Origin of the sequence: Paenibacillus glacialis (assembly GCF_001637205.1) — a bacterium.
Taxonomy (GTDB): Bacteria; Bacillota; Bacilli; order Paenibacillales; family Paenibacillaceae; genus Paenibacillus_AQ; species Paenibacillus_AQ glacialis.
Window position 1 is genome coordinate 78435 of sequence record NZ_LVJH01000074.1, and the last position, 17313, is coordinate 95747.

23 protein-coding genes are annotated in these 17313 nt (G+C 39.9%); 4 read left to right on the top strand and 19 right to left on the bottom strand.

Annotated elements, in window-relative coordinates:
• Positions 1 to 32 precede the first annotated feature (32 nt).
• On the top strand, positions 33 to 2009 hold the full coding sequence (locus PGLA_RS25715) for an LTA synthase family protein (RefSeq protein WP_068538055.1): 1977 nt from the start codon (positions 33 to 35) through the stop codon (positions 2007 to 2009).
• Positions 2010 to 2147: 138 nt separating this feature from the next.
• Here PGLA_RS25715 and PGLA_RS25720 read toward each other — a convergent pair whose 3' ends face one another.
• The 6 genes from PGLA_RS25720 to racE form a co-directional block, all read right to left on the bottom strand.
• Positions 2148 to 2423, bottom strand: coding sequence for a hypothetical protein (locus PGLA_RS25720; RefSeq protein WP_068538056.1), 276 nt, complete (start codon positions 2421 to 2423; stop codon positions 2148 to 2150).
• 109 nt (positions 2424 to 2532) lie between these two features.
• On the bottom strand, positions 2533 to 2754 hold the full coding sequence (locus tag PGLA_RS25725; RefSeq protein ID WP_068538190.1) for a YuzB family protein: 222 nt from the start codon (positions 2752 to 2754) through the stop codon (positions 2533 to 2535).
• Between the two features lie 31 nt (positions 2755 to 2785).
• Complete coding sequence (locus PGLA_RS25730; RefSeq protein ID WP_068538057.1) at positions 2786 to 3088, bottom strand: heme biosynthesis protein HemY; 303 nt, start codon at positions 3086 to 3088, stop codon at positions 2786 to 2788.
• Between the two features lie 135 nt (positions 3089 to 3223).
• Positions 3224 to 3466, bottom strand: coding sequence for a hypothetical protein (locus PGLA_RS25735; RefSeq protein ID WP_068538058.1), 243 nt, complete (start codon positions 3464 to 3466; stop codon positions 3224 to 3226).
• Between the two features lie 130 nt (positions 3467 to 3596).
• Positions 3597 to 4796, bottom strand: coding sequence for a M14 family metallopeptidase (locus tag PGLA_RS25740; protein ID WP_068538059.1), 1200 nt, complete (start codon positions 4794 to 4796; stop codon positions 3597 to 3599).
• 202 nt (positions 4797 to 4998) lie between these two features.
• Complete coding sequence (gene racE / locus PGLA_RS25745) at positions 4999 to 5811, bottom strand: glutamate racemase (RefSeq protein WP_068538060.1); 813 nt, start codon at positions 5809 to 5811, stop codon at positions 4999 to 5001.
• Between the two features lie 283 nt (positions 5812 to 6094).
• On the opposite strand from racE, the gene PGLA_RS25750 reads away from it, so the two are divergent.
• A complete protein-coding gene (locus PGLA_RS25750; RefSeq protein ID WP_068538061.1) occupies positions 6095 to 6868 on the top strand; it encodes an alpha/beta fold hydrolase in 774 nt (257 codons plus the stop codon).
• Between the two features lie 433 nt (positions 6869 to 7301).
• Here PGLA_RS25750 and PGLA_RS29515 read toward each other — a convergent pair whose 3' ends face one another.
• The 10 genes from PGLA_RS29515 to PGLA_RS25785 all read right to left on the bottom strand — a co-directional run bounded on the left by PGLA_RS29515 (position 7302) and on the right by PGLA_RS25785 (position 12174).
• Positions 7302 to 7433: a hypothetical protein gene (locus PGLA_RS29515; RefSeq protein WP_281197478.1), complete on the bottom strand. Its 132-nt coding sequence runs from the start codon at positions 7431 to 7433 to the stop codon at positions 7302 to 7304.
• Positions 7434 to 7500: 67 nt separating this feature from the next.
• Entirely contained in the window at positions 7501 to 7716 is a 216-nt protein-coding gene (locus PGLA_RS25755; protein ID WP_068538062.1) for a hypothetical protein, read from the bottom strand.
• 83 nt (positions 7717 to 7799) lie between these two features.
• Complete coding sequence (locus PGLA_RS28295; RefSeq protein ID WP_211269633.1) at positions 7800 to 7970, bottom strand: hypothetical protein; 171 nt, start codon at positions 7968 to 7970, stop codon at positions 7800 to 7802.
• Between the two features lie 246 nt (positions 7971 to 8216).
• Positions 8217 to 8420 (bottom strand): hypothetical protein, encoded by a 204-nt coding sequence (locus tag PGLA_RS28300; protein ID WP_161488000.1) that lies wholly within the window; start codon positions 8418 to 8420, stop codon positions 8217 to 8219.
• A 188-nt stretch (positions 8421 to 8608) separates the two neighbouring features.
• On the bottom strand, positions 8609 to 9025 hold the full coding sequence (locus PGLA_RS25760) for a hypothetical protein (RefSeq protein ID WP_068538063.1): 417 nt from the start codon (positions 9023 to 9025) through the stop codon (positions 8609 to 8611).
• Positions 9026 to 9467: 442 nt separating this feature from the next.
• The gene (locus PGLA_RS25765; RefSeq protein ID WP_068538064.1) at positions 9468 to 9818 is read right to left on the bottom strand and encodes a YtxH domain-containing protein; all 351 of its coding nucleotides are present in this window, start codon (positions 9816 to 9818) and stop codon (positions 9468 to 9470) included.
• A 161-nt stretch (positions 9819 to 9979) separates the two neighbouring features.
• The gene (locus PGLA_RS25770) at positions 9980 to 10867 is read right to left on the bottom strand and encodes a DUF4261 domain-containing protein (protein WP_211269630.1); all 888 of its coding nucleotides are present in this window, start codon (positions 10865 to 10867) and stop codon (positions 9980 to 9982) included.
• Between the two features lie 34 nt (positions 10868 to 10901).
• Positions 10902 to 11336, bottom strand: a complete 435-nt coding sequence (locus PGLA_RS25775; protein ID WP_068538066.1) for a DUF86 domain-containing protein — start codon at positions 11334 to 11336, stop codon at positions 10902 to 10904.
• 46 nt (positions 11337 to 11382) lie between these two features.
• The gene (locus tag PGLA_RS25780) at positions 11383 to 11670 is read right to left on the bottom strand and encodes a Dabb family protein (RefSeq protein WP_068538067.1); all 288 of its coding nucleotides are present in this window, start codon (positions 11668 to 11670) and stop codon (positions 11383 to 11385) included.
• 81 nt (positions 11671 to 11751) lie between these two features.
• Entirely contained in the window at positions 11752 to 12174 is a 423-nt protein-coding gene (locus PGLA_RS25785) for a phage holin family protein (protein ID WP_068538068.1), read from the bottom strand.
• Between the two features lie 196 nt (positions 12175 to 12370).
• Between PGLA_RS25785 and PGLA_RS25790 the strand changes: the two genes are divergently transcribed.
• Positions 12371 to 12964 (top strand): helix-turn-helix domain-containing protein, encoded by a 594-nt coding sequence (locus PGLA_RS25790; protein WP_068538069.1) that lies wholly within the window; start codon positions 12371 to 12373, stop codon positions 12962 to 12964.
• Between the two features lie 264 nt (positions 12965 to 13228).
• On the top strand, positions 13229 to 14614 hold the full coding sequence (locus tag PGLA_RS25795) for an MATE family efflux transporter (RefSeq protein WP_068538070.1): 1386 nt from the start codon (positions 13229 to 13231) through the stop codon (positions 14612 to 14614).
• A 99-nt stretch (positions 14615 to 14713) separates the two neighbouring features.
• Here the strand turns inward: PGLA_RS25795 and pstB are convergent, their stop codons facing one another.
• Genes pstB through pstC form a run of 3 tightly spaced genes read right to left on the bottom strand, consistent with a single transcriptional unit; the run spans position 14714 to position 17281 of the window.
• Positions 14714 to 15469 carry a phosphate ABC transporter ATP-binding protein PstB gene (gene pstB / locus PGLA_RS25800; protein ID WP_068538191.1) on the bottom strand — a complete coding sequence of 252 codons (756 nt, stop codon included), beginning with the start codon at positions 15467 to 15469 and terminating at the stop codon, positions 14714 to 14716.
• Between the two features lie 13 nt (positions 15470 to 15482).
• On the bottom strand, positions 15483 to 16379 hold the full coding sequence (gene pstA, locus PGLA_RS25805; RefSeq protein WP_068538071.1) for a phosphate ABC transporter permease PstA: 897 nt from the start codon (positions 16377 to 16379) through the stop codon (positions 15483 to 15485).
• Positions 16376 to 17281 carry a phosphate ABC transporter permease subunit PstC gene (gene pstC / locus PGLA_RS25810; RefSeq protein WP_068538072.1) on the bottom strand — a complete coding sequence of 302 codons (906 nt, stop codon included), beginning with the start codon at positions 17279 to 17281 and terminating at the stop codon, positions 16376 to 16378. The genes pstA and pstC overlap by 4 nt, the downstream gene beginning before the upstream one ends.
• Positions 17282 to 17313: the final 32 nt, after the last annotated feature.

Genomic DNA, 17313 nt, shown 5'->3' on the forward strand with positions numbered 1-17313 from the left:
TACATTCCGTTAACAAAAAGGGGAGACTATTCGTGTATTTCCAAAGAGGAAGCACCCTCGGTAATAGTAGCTGGAGCCAACACAACAAGCTTCGTTTGTTCCGATACATCAGTTATTCGTTATTTATTGTTCTGATACTTTGCAAAATAACTCTGATCGATCATCGCCTTAACATTCCTTATATCGATCTAAGTTTTCTGGATTATATCATTGCCACAGGATCAATCATGATCGTGTCATTCTGGGCATTATGGCTACCACGCCGAGGCTATCTCGTATCGCTTATGCTATTGAATCTCTTTCTAACGGCAATCATGTATTCAGATCTGGTTTATTATCGGTATTTCGGAGACTTTATTACAATCCCTGTTCTTCTTCAGACTGGGCAAATCAGTTCGTTAGGGGAAAGCATACAGTCGCTTTTAGAATGGAATGATCTATACTTCTTCATTGATTGGGTAATCATCTTCGCTTATGTCATCATGAAGTTCGTCCAACGACTTAGAAGAAATACCAGTTGGCATATTCACCAGACACATTCAACCCACCGCAGAAGTGACAAACTTATCCGCCGATTCATTACAGGACTTCTAATATTAGCAATTGGCTCCGTTCTCACCTTCGCTCCCATTAAATACTATAGTGAAACTTGGGCCAAAGGAGTATTGGAAAGCAATTGGTGGAACATCACTCTCTACAATGTCACAGGCTTACTCGGATTTCATGGCTACGACATTTATCGGTATGCACAAGATCATCTAGGACCCAAACCTACCCTTCCTCAAGAAGAAATGGATGCTATCAAGAATTTATTTCAACACAAGAGCGATCAAAGATCCGTACAGAACGAATCGTTCGGAAAGTACAAGAACAGTAATGTCGTTGTCGTTCAAGTTGAAGCCTTCATGAATTTTATGATCGGTAAAAGCATCAATGGTGAAGAAATCACTCCGAACTTCAACAAGCTAATGAAAGAAAGTATGTATTTCAGCAATTATTATCACCAGACAGGACAAGGAAGAACATCTGATGCAGACTTTAGTTCTCACAGTTCACTGCATCCGCTGCCTTCTGGTTCTGTATTCGTTCGTTATCCCGAACATAAGTACGATATGTTACCAACGATCTTGAAGGATCACGGATATTCGCCAAACGTATTCCACGCGTACGATAGTAGCTTTTGGAATCGGACCATCATGTATAACCATATGGGATATAACCGCTTTTTTAGCAAAAAAGACTATACGCTCGATGAGGTACTCGGCTGGTCACTTAGTGACAACTCATTCTTCAAACAATCCTTAAATGAGATGAAATCGATCAAGCAGCCTTTCTATTCTTTCCTTATTACACTTTCCAGCCATCATCCCTATACGATCCCCAAAGACAAACAAGAATTAGATGTGGGTGAATTCAGTGATACTATATTCGGAGATTATCTACAATCGATCCATTATGTTGATGATGCACTTGGGAACTTTACTGAACAGATGAAAGAACAGGGGCTTTGGGATAATACCATCCTTGTTGTATATGGAGATCACGATAATTCAATTAAAGACAAGCCCTATTACGAACAATTTCTAGGTAAAAAGTTGAATGATCTCGATATGGAGCAAATTATGAATCAAGTTCCTTTACTGATTCATCTACCCGATGGCAGCCGAGCAGGAGAATATTCTGAAGCTTCTGGACAACTCGATATGACGCCATCTCTCCTCCATCTGCTTGGAATTTCAACGGATTCCTATCACATGTTAGGTAACAATCTATTCGTTGAAGATGATCGGTTTGTAGTTCTTCGTTCCGGGGCTTTCTCAGACAGAAAGGTATTCTATATTCCATCCCCAAATGGCATATTCGAGAACGGTAGTTGCTATGATCTCAACTCACGTGTTACGACTACTGTCAGTAGCTGCCGTGTCGGCTTTGATCAAGCCAAGTTTCAACTCAGCAGCTCTGATCAAGTTATTCAATATGATTTGCTAAGTAAACTGAATGAGAAATAGTGCTCGATGACGGATTGTCCTTCTGATCTCTGTTGCTTCTTCAGAACAGTTTCGACTCTGAAGCTTAGTTACAGTACATGAAAAAACCTCCACAAATGAGTATTAATCATTGTGGAGGTTTTTAACATTTGTAAACACTTAGTCATTTACCTCTGAAACGTTAACTGCTGCTAGCCTACTTTTCTCTTCGACAAGCCAAGCTTCCGTTTGTTCAGCAGCTAGTTCATTCTCACTGCCTTGAAGGGCCTGAACAGCATGCTCCGCGTGAGCCAAGGAATTCTGCGCTTGATCCACCAATTGCTCTGTTGGATGGCTTACAGCTTGCGTTATCGACTGATGGAGCCGATCTACGGCGTTATTCGCTTGGGAAATGGGTGTGTTCGTTTGCATACTAGAAAAATCACGTTTAGACATTCACATGCTCCCCCTTTTAGTACATATTCCTTATCAGTCACCATCATTAGCTTGGTTTTAACAGAAAGGAACTATGCACTAAAGAGAAACATCATCATTTACCATTTGTCTACTTAATGAACGGAGCCGCTTTAGCTAGTACCTCATCTTCTGTCGGTGCACTTATATAACGTCCATTAATATAGATAAATGCTCTTTTTCCGCAAGGACCACAGTAAGATTTACACACGACCTGAATTTCAGCGTCAGGTGCCATCTTTTGAAGCTTAGGTACAATACTTTTGAGCCGTATATGCTTACATTTGTCACATACGCGTATATCGTTTGCCATAGTCATTCCAACCTTCTTTACTATTCTAACCTTAGTGGTCTCCGTGATTACCCTTAGATGGATTCGTTATAACAAACCCTTCCTCAGGAAGGTACAAATAATCAATTTTCACACCATCAAGTAATGGCTCGTTAGTATTCAAGATCACATCAATATCTTTATCTGTCGACACAACTTCATCGTTCTCCGTTGCCACATCTAAATCCAAACCGTAATGTGCATGGTCTCCATGAGCGTGCGTGATGAGTACACGAATTTTCAATTCTTTATTGTCTTCTTTACTTAGTTCTTTAGATAATACTTTCGCCGCGTTACGAGTAATTTTACATTTCATCTGCTACATCTCCTAATAGATGTGATGGCTAATTCCTTTATTTATTGTAAAGAAACAGAACCAAATTGACAAGACATGACATGACTTGTCCTTATTTATGTGAAGAAACAACTAACTGTTGTGGAATCGATACATCTATAGGGTTGGATACTTCCGTTGTACCCGTGTTGTGAACCATCCCATCAATAACATCGTTACTCCGATATCATCTATAGGTAGACCAGGTAATAAATCAAAAGGAAAAATCCAATAAAAAATCACAGGCACTAAAAATAACAACTTGTCTATTAACTTAACTTGTGATGACATCACATATCTCCGTACGTTATTAAACATGAGAGACCAATGCTTAAATGATAGTAGTCTTCTACGTTTCATGATTCCTACCTCCATTATTAGACCTATGAAAAAGAGGAAGCAACCGCTAGATGGAATAGAATCTTGCTCAAGCGGTCGGCCCCCTCTAGTATATAATACGACTTGATGTTGAAAATGTTTCATAATGTTTTCAAAAGCCCATCAATTCCCCGACAATTAACCCTACTTCCAGACTCATATTTCGATAATCCTGAATTGGAAGAGGATTCACACCGTGACCTATTTCCACGGTAAATCCTGGCCGTTTGAAATGTTGAATGAACCAATCTTTGTATCCCGCATCACTACCCTGTAATTTCACAGAACGATATCCGCTTACTTGTGCTAACCTTTGACTCCATTTCTCGCTCACTTCAGGTTCATAGTCACGATAATTCCAATATATTTCTTGGCCTTGGCTGTGTAGTGAAATGACACTATCAGGGGATATATCTAATGTAAAAGCAGCAAGCGCTCTAGATTCCGGTTCACTCAATGGACTTGTACCTGCATAATCGCGGGGGGAAGGGAGTTTCTTACCTCTGCGATTCACTTCCTCTTCCCAATGTGCAGGAAACTGATCACCTAGGTCTACTCCTCGAATATTTGCTTTCCAATGTTTGAAATCTCTACGGTAGCTATTGTATTCCATTAGTTCAGTACAAAAAGGGTTATCGTACGTAATGCCTTCTTGAACCAATTCTACACCGTCTGGATTAGCCATAGGTAGCACCCATAGGGTGCAATTGGCGAACCACTCTTGTGGATTATACCCATTCCACATTTGCTGATTGTGATAAGCCTCTGCGTATTCCTCCACGAATCGCATCAAGCATAACGTTGTGATCCATTCATTGGCATGAATGGATGCATTCACATGTATTACCCTCTTACCCGTACCTATTTTTAATATTTCAAGTGATTTACCCATCACACTTTCACCAATCGAATGTGCCTCAATAAACTTATATTTACCCAATAACTCTTTAATATGCTTCATCATATCCTTGTATCCGTATTCACCTTGAGGCTCAACAACAGCCATCCTTTCCGATGAAGGAAGTACAAGAATGCGTCCAATCGGAAACCGATCACGTGAGATACCAGGATTAAATCCTTCTAGCGCCTGTTCTGTAATTGAAAATTGTTCCAATACACGATCGAGTGTATCCCCTATTTGTATTGCATATCTCCGTCGAGGTGTTGAAGGAATAAATAAAATCTGTCCAGGAATAAGGTAGGGTTGATCTGTTGCCCAAGGATTGGCATTCACAATATTCTCTGGTTTAAGGCCTCTTGCAGTCGCGATGCGCTGAAGTGTATCTCCTTGACGAACGATATATTCTAGCATACATACCATCCTTTCTTTATGACTTGGTGTGAGCCACAAACAACAAAGATTTGGTGGTTAGATTGTATGCCTATACCTTTGTCCTACATTCGTAATCACGAAATAATTATTTGGTTCTACATGATATGGATATGGTAAAGACCGAAGTTCAATTGAACTTCGGTCTAGTCTACTCACGAACATGACTTTCTTAATTCTTCCTTTATTCTTCAAACGTAGACACTTGCCAGACTACAGGAGTCCGCCGTATCTGTTCGCCTAACCATTCATTCGCAATCTTCTTAAATATTTCGCCATCACCACTACAGAAAAATTGATGCACTGGGCTTTCATCACTCTTCGCAAGTTGGCCCTTCTCGTATAATATCGTACTAATTTCCCGCGCTGTCTCATCTGCCGAACTAATGAGCTTCACCTTATCTCCCATGACTTCTTGAATGGAATCCATGAGAAAAGGATAGTGTGTACACCCGAGGATAAGACAGTCTATTGAGGTATCACGGATGTTCTCGAGCGACCGCTCCACTATATTCCTCGTCTCTGCTGCTCGAAATAATCCTTGCTCAACAAGTGGTACAAGGAGTGGACAAGCTTCACTTATCACATTCACATATGGAGAGAGTTCTTTTAACGCAGCTGTATAGGCTCCGCTTCCAATCGTACCAACCGTCCCTATGACACCAACGTCCCCCGTCTTCGTTGCACTGATCGCAGCACGAGCACCTGGATGAATGACACCAATAACAGGTATAGTTAACTTTTCCGAAATATATGTGAGTGCTGCTGCCGTTGCAGTATTACAAGCGATAACAATCATCTTAGGTTCGAATTGGATAAGATAGTCTACGATTTGTTCTGTGAATACTCTGACTTGATCCGATGACCTTGGTCCATATGGCGTACGGGCAGTATCTCCAAAATATATAATTTTCTCTCGCGGAAGCTGTCTCATCACTTCTTTAGCTACCGTTAGCCCCCCTACACCTGAGTCTAATATTGCAATTGCATGTTGCACAAACACACCGCTTCTTTCTGTATCGAATTCTGTTTCCTACTTTGCTACCATATGTCAGTGAATATTATAACGTACCTTAAATTTTAACCCAATTCATTTCGACCTTCAAGAAAAGGTTCTATTCTGCTTGCGGATTCACTTATTGGTGCTTCCGTTTCGTGTAAATACAAGTGAAAATACCCGCTTTATTTTATGGAGTACTTTCCTTCAATCTGGACACTCTATATCATAATTGTGCATAAAACCAATTCATCGATGATTTAACATGGAGTGTGACGAAAAAATGACTACATCTAACATAAACGGATACTCGATGCATTATATCGATCGCGGAAAAGGAACCGCCATCCTCTTTATTCACCCTCCGGTACTTACAAGCTTAAATTTCATATACCAAATCCAAGGACTGTCGCCTCATTTTCGAACCATTGCTATCGACATCAGAGGACACGGCAAAAGTCAGCCTTCCGAACAAGCGGTTACTTATCCTTTAATTGTTGAGGATATCAAACAGTTGATAGACCAGTTAAGCATCGAAAAAATATTCTTGTGCGGTTATTCTACTGGGGGTTCGGTTGTGCTTGAGTTTCTCTTGACTTATCCAGATCGGGCATGGGGAGGTATCGTCATCGGCGGAATGTCGGAAGTGAACGAAAGGCGTCTAAGAAACAAAATATCCTTAGGTATTGGTTTCTCTAAAATCGGAGCAGTAGGCACGATCGCGTTGTCCAATGCTTGGTCGCAAACTAAAAATCTTTCATTATTCAGAGAGTTATTCAACGATGCAAAAAAAGGAAATGCCAGAAATGCGGAACAGTATTACCGATATAGCTTGAATTATAATTGTACATCGCAACTTCGGGATATCCATCTTCCCGTCCTGCTCATTTATGGGGAAAAGGACAAGCACTTCCATCCTTACGCTCAAATGCTGCATCAGCGATTACCGAAGAATGAGCTGATTTTCATTAAAAAAGTCGATCACCGGATTCCAACGAAAGCCCCTGGACCATTGAACGAACGGATCGAGCAATTCGTACGCCGCTTCAGCCACTGACCGCCGCCAGATGAATGTCCGACGTGGAGATCCATTTATCGCATCCAAGTGAGCGACTAATTCTATAAGAAGATGAGTCCATGTCTTGAGCAAGGAAGTAACGGGAAGGTATTAAAAGGCGAAGCAAATACGCGAAGCTCACGATAGTAATCATTCAATCTAATACAACAGTGTCACAAGTAATAAATATGTTTCGTTAACACACTAAAGCCCCGCAGGATAATCACCGGCGGGGCCTTACCTTATACATCATAAAATAAGAGGTGCCTTTATAGTAGGCGATGAACCTTAAATGGAGATTATATTGAGGTTAGAAGTAGATAAAAGCTACATTATCTATATATTATTCTGCTATTCACCTATTTTTAGATTCTTAATTATATAGAAATCAAAGAAGACCACTTTGGCGCTATGAACTGTGATCATATAGGCTTTAAACGGTACAGTAACTTTTGATGTACTCATACGGCAGTATTTCTGCGGGTAGTCGCTTCTGATTAATCCAAAAGCTACCCAAATTGCTTAATGAGTTTTCTTGAAATTTTGATTTAATAATAAACATCACAAGAAAAAGACCTCCTTATAAAAAGGCGGCCTACATGGAGCATACAATTTCATCGTTTATATATTCGTTACTTCCACATCACCTTTTTTACAATACCCAATCTCTTTAGTCCTTCTGTGCCAACCCATCCTCCCGCGCTTGCTAAGACGACATTATGAAATAGTTTCATAGCGATTGAATAAGTCATCGCTCCAATTATTATTTCCATAATAAAGAACCGTTTTATATCCGAGAAGGTTATTACATAAATTTTAAACTCATAATTATTAAGCATTGGTTTCATTGTTCACCTCTATAGCGTTTATGTAACCAATATGCTTCTGTTAGATTGTCTGATTCCTACTTCACTCGATGGATTCACACCTCTTAAGCCATATCATCCGGAAATTTTTCTAAAAAATCGAAATCCATTGCAGTACCGGACAAAGTAATATCGAAACCGTTATTGTCATCTATCCTTGCAACCATGATGTTCATCTCCTCATGGATATGAATACCCGTAATCAGCACCCGCTCGGTATTACCTGTCTTAAACACATTTATCCTCACCTACCTCGACATCACAATTCGACATCAGAAAGGATTTGCCTTCTTAACACACTTCAGCGCCTGCTTACTACAAAATTGTTTCGTCCCGGTCCATTCGCCCCACATACAGCCTTTGCACTTATTCGGCTGCTTATATTCGGGTGGATCCTTAATTTGCTTTTTGATCATCATTGATCCTCCGTTTTAAAGTGACCATCTGGCCTTCGCTCATAGGAATTTGATCGAGCTTCTTATTCAGAGATGGTGCGTCTTGTAGAGAAGTGTCCTCGCTGTGGTCTTCAGAGCCTTACACACGTCGCTGATCTTCCTGCTATTATCGTCATCCAGTAAATAGGCAAGTAATCGTTGCACTTTCTTTGTGATCCCATACGGGTCTGTCAAAATCTGAGCAACCTCAGTACAAGTCATTTCAACCTCTTCCAAGATCACTGTTTTCACCTTTCTAAATAAAAATGAACATTAAAAAAGCCGCTCCATAAGGAACGACTTCGTTTAATATGTACGATTTCCAATTTTTTATTACGATATTCGATAATTTCGTTACGTTTCTAAAGAATTGCTTCCGTAACATGCAGCAAAAACGCTTTGCTCTTTTCTTTAAAGGCAATAAGTTTTTTAAGTGCTGACTAATCCTGAGAAAAACCAAAAAACTTGCTAAGTGGTATTACGTTATATTCCTGATATCCTTTAATTCGTAATAAACCATTTAAAGCAACATCATAATCATTCTCTTTTTTAAAGAGAACCGTTACATTACAATGTGCTAATGCAACATGATCTGCAAGATGTTCGGCAATTTGGTAAAATATCTTTTCGTCAATCTCTTCTAAATCATAAGAAGAATACACGTAAGCTGTTATGTGGTTTTCCTTTCTGTCCTCTCCAATTCCATCTTCCAGCCAAGGAAAATCATCATCGGTACTTGGACGATGTTCATCAACAAGGATGATCCGGCATTCCTTATCATTAAACTTAATATCCCATGCCTCCAAATCCTTTAATCTTATAATTCTTTGTAATCCACTTAAAAAACCAATATCCATATAACATTCCTTTCGAAAAACGGAATTAAAGTTGCTGTATACTTTCCCCAACATCAAACCCAATATTTTCCGTTAAGTATTACATATAGATAAATATTGGTATATAGTATTTAATTACTTGGTTTATGTATTTTCTATTTCGACAAACAATATCGCAATCTTCAATATTGGTAGAACGATTTTGTTAAGGCAATCCAATAAAAGGATGCCCCTAAGCAACTCTTCGAAGATTATCATGATAAAGATTTTTTATTTTCGCTACGATGACGGTTATCCATTTAACACACACACGTTACAGAAAAGATGCAACAAAATGCGGAGGATAAAATCAATAATCATTATGCGGACATCAACTCATTGGAGAAAATGTGATTGTTTCGTGATTTTATAATAAATAAGAGACTCCAAATGGAGTCTCTTATCCTTGATACATCAATGTTTTTTAGTTCTCCGAGCTTAAGTTAACTAGATCAAATGCATCTAACTCTGGATCCTCTTGTATGGATGAAACTTCAACCTTCTTATCTAATATTTCATTCTTACCATGCCGCCATGATTGAATATCTTGAACAATATCACTGGCTTTAGTCTTCACGATTCCATATATATTGGCACTCTGCTCACCAGCCACACTCACCAGCTCTTGCGTCTTACTACTTACCTGACGTGTTTTGTCTACAATATCCTTACGCAATTCCGTTCCTTGTTTCGGTGCTAATAGTAATGCTGTAACCGACCCAACGACACTACCTACTAAAGCCCCCCATAAGAAGCCTTTGTTATTATCATTCATCGTTCATCTCTCCTTCTTCCTTAGCTTTAGACTCGCTGTCTTGATAGAGCATCTTGTATGGCTCTTATCATAAGAACGGGCGAATGCCTATTTGTTAATTGCATTATAGTCAGAAGGAGCATGTCTTGACACTCGGGACAACGTAAAAATGATTCTTTCACTTATGATAGGTTGTTAAGTTGATTCGCATCATGAGCATTAAGATCCAGAACGACACGTGGCGGAACAACTAATGCATGTTGGTGCTCACATAAATAAGCCTTATTAGAAGATGTTCCGATGGATTCTCCATCATGAATAATATCACCCTGATCATATAAGTATTTGGATATCACGAGTAAATCACGTCCTACTCCACTAGGATCCAAATCATAGAAGTGACATTGTAAATCTGGAATACCTAATGCAGATAATCCAAGTGTATCCATAATCATTTCCTTTTCTTTACCTGTACTATACAGACGAAGATTTACGGCACCATACAACTTCTCACCTTGCTCAACAGCTTTCAAATAAGCATTGGGTTCAACTAGTTTATCACTAGTATGCCAGAATATGGCCTTGCAAGGTGTACATTCTAGAATGGCTTGTACTACCCCTAGTATGAGTTCGAAACGTTCCTTATAGGGTAGTTCTTCCGCAAATAGATCATGGACACGAACACTATATTTACAATTACTTATCGTTGCGCTTGCATTCTGCCAATGAAAAGATTGCTGAAGTGCGCTATCGAAACGATTGGTTTCTTGAATGTTATGTGGTTCGTAAATGCAGCTTTGAGCGGTCACAACATCTCCATCATCATAAGTAACTTTATGATTCAGATGGAAAAAGATCAAAGGCTGTGACTCAACGGCTTCCAGTTCAAAAGAAGTAGGTCCATGTTTGGCTGCGTCTGAAACTTTAACAGCCCCAGTGTAGGTTTCCATAGCCGTAAGAAGTTTCTCACTTGATAAATTGGGTAGTTCTTCATATAAGAATTCAACTGTATATAGTGGCTCAAATCCAGAAACTTCACTGTCATTTATTTCTTCTTGATTTTCGTTCATGTTTTCTTCAGAGGTCATACATTAACGCGCTCCTTTATGATCGTACAGCACCCAATTCCTGATTCAAATACCCTCTTACAGAAGAGGCGAATTCATTCAGAATGGCTGGAAGTACGCTTGTGAGAGGGTGAAGAGACGATCGATCCCATTCGTAATAACTCTGTACCAATGGTTTGCGAAGCTGGACTAACTGAACCAAGGAAGCATGTATTGTGCTATTAAACACTTTTTCCTGATGCGTAATATCAAGAATATCTTCATAACTGCTAGCATCACGCATGATAAATCCATCAATAAGATAGCTACCGATATCCGTTACGACCTCGATGGCTAAATGTAAAGCTCTCTCTTGCACAAACCCCAAGATGAGACCTCCATCCCATTCTTCTGTTACTGTGTGCAAACCCGCTACAATATCAGGAATCGCATGTAATCGTCTCTCGATCTGTTCTCTATTGACATAGTACACAGCTTTACCCCCATTAAATATGTGTTAACGGTCATGTTCTTTTATTTTATAACTCATAGTCTACTGCGATAGAACTTTCCTTAAACTCGTTCATATGTTTGATGACTTCTTGATGTACTGGATGAACTTGATAGGCTTGAAGATCTTCTAACGATTGTACTTCTGTGAGGAGAGATATATCATATGATCGTTCCGAACGAATAACATCTATCCCAACTTCCAAAGATATAAGCTGAGGTATTCTACCTTCCATATCGCGTAGTACATTTGCCATCCTAAGAACACTTTCCGGAGAACTATCCTTTAATTTAAAGAATACAATATGTTTTATCATCGAATACCCCTGTCTTCTTAATTAATATAGGTTCACCAAAAATATAACATACCACATGCTATTGGGAAAGAAGCTTGTCATCTAAGAATTGTCTTTGTCATCATCTTGATTTTCCTTATTCTTCAGGATTTTAATAATTCGTGTTACTTTATTAGGGAGCGGTAAGCCCAAGCGACCGTAATTCTCGGTTATAGATATCAACTCATTCGCCATGTAGAAGTAGATAGCTCCGCTTTTTACAACACCCAAATCCTGACCCAGTATGATGTCGATCTGATGAGCTAGAAGGATGACAAGGAACATTAAAGCTTTCCGAGTTATACCCCAGAACCCAATTTTACTATTAAGCCCAGTTTTATCCTTAATGGCTGCTAATACTCCTGTGATATAATCGATAATAATAATGACTAGGAAAATATTCAGTAAGTCACTCCAACCTCCAAAGGTAAATGCAAGCACAACGCCAGCAAAACCACTTGCACTTTGTAGTACTAGTATGTTCATTTCCACCACTCCTCCCTAAAAAACATCTCATGCTGTATCATATGAAGAGTATTCCTAGGTTGGGAAGCCGTTTGTCATTGATTTACTAGATTTATAGAGTCATTTGAGTTGATTTATGCGATAGGTCTGTTTTACTATTGATACTTCCTCTATAAATAGAGTAAAATTTATAATAAAAAAAAATATCGGAGGAAATATGCCTACACAACCAGAAAAACATTCAATCCAGGCGTGGTCCCTGATCAATCGCAAGTATTTAGGAAAAGGCGTTCGTGTCAAACGTTTCCGTAAACCAACACGTTGCCAAATACGTAATCGTGTTCTACTCGCAATATTAATGGCTAATGACATCAAGCTGTCTTATTTGGCTGAGAAGCTCTCTGTTTCATCAAGAAGTGTAAGTGCTTGGGTATATGAAGGAAGGGTTCCCGGCAAGAAAAACATGGAAAAAGTATGTGAGTACTTGGGATATCCTCGACATATTCTATTTAATGAAGCTCTCCTTGAGAAAAGTCCCATCATCTGCCAGCCTGAACGTTCCAGATTTATGCGCAGAACGCTGACTCGTTCTCCTGTGAGCAACAAGATACTAACAGGACTTTGCATGGTTCATGACCTATCCGTAAGTGATGTGAGTGAATGGATTAGCGTTCATCCTGGCACTTTCCGTAAGTGGTTACATCAAGGAGCATTACCATCATTGACATTCCAAGAAAAAACAGAAGACTTCTTCCGCATTCCTAAAACCATCCTCTTCGCAGACGTCGTGTTGAAGGATAAATCCCTTTAACACGGCTGCGCCGTCCTTCTCTAAGGGCGGCACCCGTTTCAGCAGGAATATAAGGAATAGAGTATCAATCAAAGTGAAACTTATACTGTCTTATATTTTAAATATCTAAACAAATAACCTCTGAATACCCTTAATGGAATATGGTATTCAGAGGTTTTTCAAGTATATCCATAAAGATACTGCAATTTCATAAAAGCTGTGCTAACATTACTCATTGTTTAGAGTATTCAAAGCAAAAATTATACATACATAAGAAGGAGTACTATGACACACACAAAACACCAAGAATTCAATCTCCTCAAGTTAACTTGGCCGATATTTCTAGAACTGTTCTTATTCATGCTCATGGGTAGCGTAGATACATTTATGATCAGTTCTGTGTCTGACAATGCTGTATCCGGCGTTGGTGCAGCGAATCAGATCATTTCCATTGCTATTCTGGTACTTAGTGTGATTGGAAATGGTGCAGCCATTGTTATATCCCAATTTCTCGGATCAAGGAAGCCACTTGAGGCTGCTCAAGTAACAGGGAATTCAATCACACTCAATCTGTTAATAGGATTTATTCTAAGTGCCGTACTACTGCTCTTTGGTGGAAGTTTATTGTCTGCGCTAAATGTGAAAGGTGATATGTACCTTTATGCACAGTCGTATCTGAACATTGTCGGAGGTTTTATTTTCTTACAGGCATTAATAAATGCATTGGCAGCAACCATCCGTACACACGGCTTTACTAAACAGACGATGATCGTCTCATTGCTGATGAACCTCATTCATGTCGTAGGTAATTATGCGTTAATCTTTGGTCACTTTGGCCTTCCTGCGTTAGGTGTCCAAGGTGCAGCCATTTCTACAGTAGTAAGTCGATTTATCTGCCTTATCTTATTCTTTCTACTGCTTAATAGAATTATGGATGTGCGTGTAAAGTGGTCCTATTACATTCGTCTTTCCAAACAACATGTGCAAAAAATACTCAAAATCGGCATCCCGTCCGGTTTTGAACAAATTACCTATCAGTCCTGCCAGCTCGTATTTACACTCTATGTAACCTATTTGGGCGCTGAAGCTATGGCTACCCGCCAGTATGCGGTAAATATCTCTAGCTATATCTTTTTATTCAGTTTAGCCGTGTCCATGGGGACCTCCATTATCGTTGGGCACCTCGTTGGTGCAAAACGGACAGAGGAAGCATATAGGCGTGTATTTACAAGCGTCAAATGGGCACTGCTAGTTACGGTCATTATCGATGGGATAATCATCTTCTTCCGCGTACCACTATTTGGCCTCTTTACGAATAACGAGAGTATTATCATGATGGGCGCCCAAGTGATTCTGCTCAGCATCTTCCTAGAGACTGGGAGAACGTGTAATCTGGTCATTATCAACTCATTGCGTGCATCTGGCGATGCTAAGTTCCCCGTGTACATGGGCCTGATTTCGATGGTCTGCATGAGCTTACCGCTCGGTTATGTGTTAGTGTTCCAACTTCATCTTGGCCTTGCTGGGGTGTGGATCGCCATCTCCTGCGACGAATGGCTACGAGCCATCATTATGTTCTTCCGCTGGAAGAGCAGAGCTTGGGAAAAGCATGGACTCATTCAACACGAGACTGTGGAGAGTAACGATTCTACCGTAGCGACTGTGAATTAATTAACTTTAGCGATTTAGCCTACGGTTAAATGATAACTCTATAACAAAAGAGACGAAATCCTTATTAAAGGTTTCGTCTCTTTTGTATATGCAGCAGCATCATCCAAACCGACCTGATATATATTCTTGTGTATTTGGATTCGTTGGATTGGTAAAAATGATATCTGTCTTATCATATTCCATAACGCTTCCTAAATAGAAATATGCTGAATAATCAGATATTCTTGCAGCCTGCTGCATGTTATGTGTAACAATAACCACACTTAATTCTTTCTTCAATTCTACAATTAATTCTTCTACCTTCGCAGTGGACACAGGATCAAGTGCAGATGCTGGTTCATCCAGTAACAGAATACGAGGACTAACGGATAATGCCCGCGCAATACATAGACGTTGTTGTTGACCTCCAGATAGTGATAAAGCAGATTGCTTCAAACGATCCTTCACTTCATCCCACAATGCCGCTTTCCTTAAGCTGCTTTCAACGATTTCATCTAATTTCTTTCTATCCTTAATCCCGTGATATTTCGGTCCAAAAGCAATATTATCATAAATTGATTTATAAAAAGGATTCGGACGCTGCCATACCATCCCTATCTTTTGTCTTAATTCAATCACGTCGGTGCCTGGCGCATTGATATCTTGACCATCAATCCATATTTGCCCGGTAATTCTGGAGCCTTCGATATTATCATTCATGCGGTTCAACGAGCGTAGGAATGTGGATTTACCACATCCAGAAGGACCGATCAAAGCCGTAACACTTTGTTCGGGGAAATTCATATCTATATTCTTTACAGCTTCATATTTTCCATAAAAAACACTTAAGTTCTCCGTTCGAAAGGTAGATTGCATCATTAAGTCCCCCCTATTCCACTACTTTAGATGCTGTGAAAGCTCGATATAATACTCTTCCTAGCCATCTAGCTGATAAATTAAAGATAAGTACTAGGATTACCAATACAGCTGAAGCTCCGGCGGCAATCGCCATTGCATCTGGTGCAAGACCTTCACTATTAATTTTCCAGATATGAACGGCCAATGTCTCGGCTGGACGGAATGGATTAATCGGTGACGTAGGACTGAGTGGATTCCAATTCGTGAAGTCTAGTCTTGGTGTAGACATTCCTGCCGTAAACAGAAGCGCTGCAGCTTCTCCAAATACTCTACCTGCGGCGAGGACGGTCCCTGTCACAAGATTAGGTATAGCGACTGGCAATAGTATTGACACTATAATTTTCCACTTCGATAGACCCAAGGCAAGACCTGCCTCTTTCTGTTCCTTTGGAACCCCTCGAAAAGCTTGTTCCGTGATACGTACCATGAGCGGAAGATTGAAAATCGTCAGCACAAGTGCACCCGAGAATAGTGAGAATCCGAATCCAAATGTATTTACGATAAGTAACAAACCAAACAAACCAACTACGATGGAAGGAAAAGAAGAAAGCACCTCAACCACGAGTCGAATTCCGCTAGTAATCTTCCCTGGCTTCGCATATTCCGCCATATATATACCCGCTCCCAGACCAAGTGGAATGGTAATAATGAGCGTTAGAACGAGTAAGAAGAGTGAGTTAAATAATTGTGGTCCAATCCCACCACCTGCTCTGATCGTCTGAGGAACAGAAGTTAGGAACGACCAACTAATATGACTAAGTCCCCGAAATAGGATAAACCCTAACAATCCCAGTAATACGGCAACAATAATTGAGGCAAAAGTTACGATAACGCCTGTGGCAATCTTATCTGCTGTTCTTGGTTTCATAACTGATGTCTCCTTTCCAAGAGCCTAACAACAATGACGAATATGAAGGTCATAACCATGAGTGCAAGAGCCATGCTCCATAGCGCATTATTTTGGACAGATCCCATAACCGTATTTCCCATATTCAACGTAATGACACTCGTAAGTGTGGATGCTGATTCAAATAAGGAACGAGGTACATGTGGCGCATTACCTATAACCATTTGAACGGCTAACGCCTCACCAAATGCACGCGCCATTCCTAGGACTACCCCAGTCAATAAAGAGGGCATAACCGTTGGTATAATCACGCTGTAGATCGTCTGCCATCTTGTAGCACCTAACGCATAAGAAGACTCCTTCAATCCTTTAGGAAGTGAACTAAGTGCGTCACTTGCAATACTCGTGATCGTCGGTAGAATCATAACCGAAAGTACGAGTGAACCTGCTGCAATCCCGATTCCTTGACCAGGAAATACATCACGAAATAATGGTACAATAACGCTTAATCCCACGAAACCATACACGACCGAAGGAATTCCTGCTAATAGTTCAATAACAGGTTGCAAAAGTCTCTTTCCCCAAGATGGAACGATTTCGTTCATGAAAAGCGCAGCACATATGCTTAATGGACTTGCAATGAGAGCAGCTAATAGTGACGTGGCAAAGGAACCCACAATAAACGGAAGTGCCCCAAATACAGGGTTATCGCCATTGGGATCCCACTTCGTACCAAATAAGAAATCACCCACATTAACGCCATCTTTAATAAAGGTTGTAAGTCCCTTGGATGCTACGAAATACATCATAGAAACGATAACAATCACTAAGAGAGATACACAAAAGGTTGTATAAATTCGTCCAATCCAATCTTCCAAATGATGCTTCTTGATGAGGACAGGCGATCCATTATTTGATTTCATAATTGTCCTACTTTCTTAAAGTGAAAATAGAG

Bases quoted from the DNA above. Each gene is read 5' to 3' on its own strand.
- PGLA_RS25720 (WP_068538056.1), bottom strand. From the start codon at position 2,423: ATGTCTAAACGTGATTTTTCTAGTATGCAAACGAACACACCCATTTCC.
- PGLA_RS25725 (WP_068538190.1), bottom strand. From the start codon at position 2,754: ATGGCAAACGATATACGCGTATGTGACAAATGTAAGCATATACGGCTC.
- PGLA_RS25730 (WP_068538057.1), bottom strand. From the start codon at position 3,088: ATGAAATGTAAAATTACTCGTAACGCGGCGAAAGTATTATCTAAAGAA.
- PGLA_RS25735 (WP_068538058.1), bottom strand. From the start codon at position 3,466: ATGAAACGTAGAAGACTACTATCATTTAAGCATTGGTCTCTCATGTTT.
- PGLA_RS25740 (WP_068538059.1), bottom strand. From the start codon at position 4,796: ATGCTAGAATATATCGTTCGTCAAGGAGATACACTTCAGCGCATCGCG.
- PGLA_RS25750 (WP_068538061.1), top strand. From the start codon at position 6,095: ATGACTACATCTAACATAAACGGATACTCGATGCATTATATCGATCGC.
- PGLA_RS25755 (WP_068538062.1), bottom strand. From the start codon at position 7,716: ATGAAACCAATGCTTAATAATTATGAGTTTAAAATTTATGTAATAACC.
- PGLA_RS25760 (WP_068538063.1), bottom strand. From the start codon at position 9,025: ATGGATATTGGTTTTTTAAGTGGATTACAAAGAATTATAAGATTAAAG.
- PGLA_RS25765 (WP_068538064.1), bottom strand. From the start codon at position 9,818: ATGAATGATAATAACAAAGGCTTCTTATGGGGGGCTTTAGTAGGTAGT.
- PGLA_RS25770 (WP_211269630.1), bottom strand. From the start codon at position 10,867: ATGAACGAAAATCAAGAAGAAATAAATGACAGTGAAGTTTCTGGATTT.
- PGLA_RS25780 (WP_068538067.1), bottom strand. From the start codon at position 11,670: ATGATAAAACATATTGTATTCTTTAAATTAAAGGATAGTTCTCCGGAA.
- PGLA_RS25785 (WP_068538068.1), bottom strand. From the start codon at position 12,174: ATGAACATACTAGTACTACAAAGTGCAAGTGGTTTTGCTGGCGTTGTG.
- PGLA_RS25790 (WP_068538069.1), top strand. From the start codon at position 12,371: ATGCCTACACAACCAGAAAAACATTCAATCCAGGCGTGGTCCCTGATC.
- PGLA_RS25795 (WP_068538070.1), top strand. From the start codon at position 13,229: ATGACACACACAAAACACCAAGAATTCAATCTCCTCAAGTTAACTTGG.
- pstB (WP_068538191.1), bottom strand. From the start codon at position 15,469: ATGCAATCTACCTTTCGAACGGAGAACTTAAGTGTTTTTTATGGAAAA.
- pstA (WP_068538071.1), bottom strand. From the start codon at position 16,379: ATGAAACCAAGAACAGCAGATAAGATTGCCACAGGCGTTATCGTAACT.
- pstC (WP_068538072.1), bottom strand. From the start codon at position 17,281: ATGAAATCAAATAATGGATCGCCTGTCCTCATCAAGAAGCATCATTTG.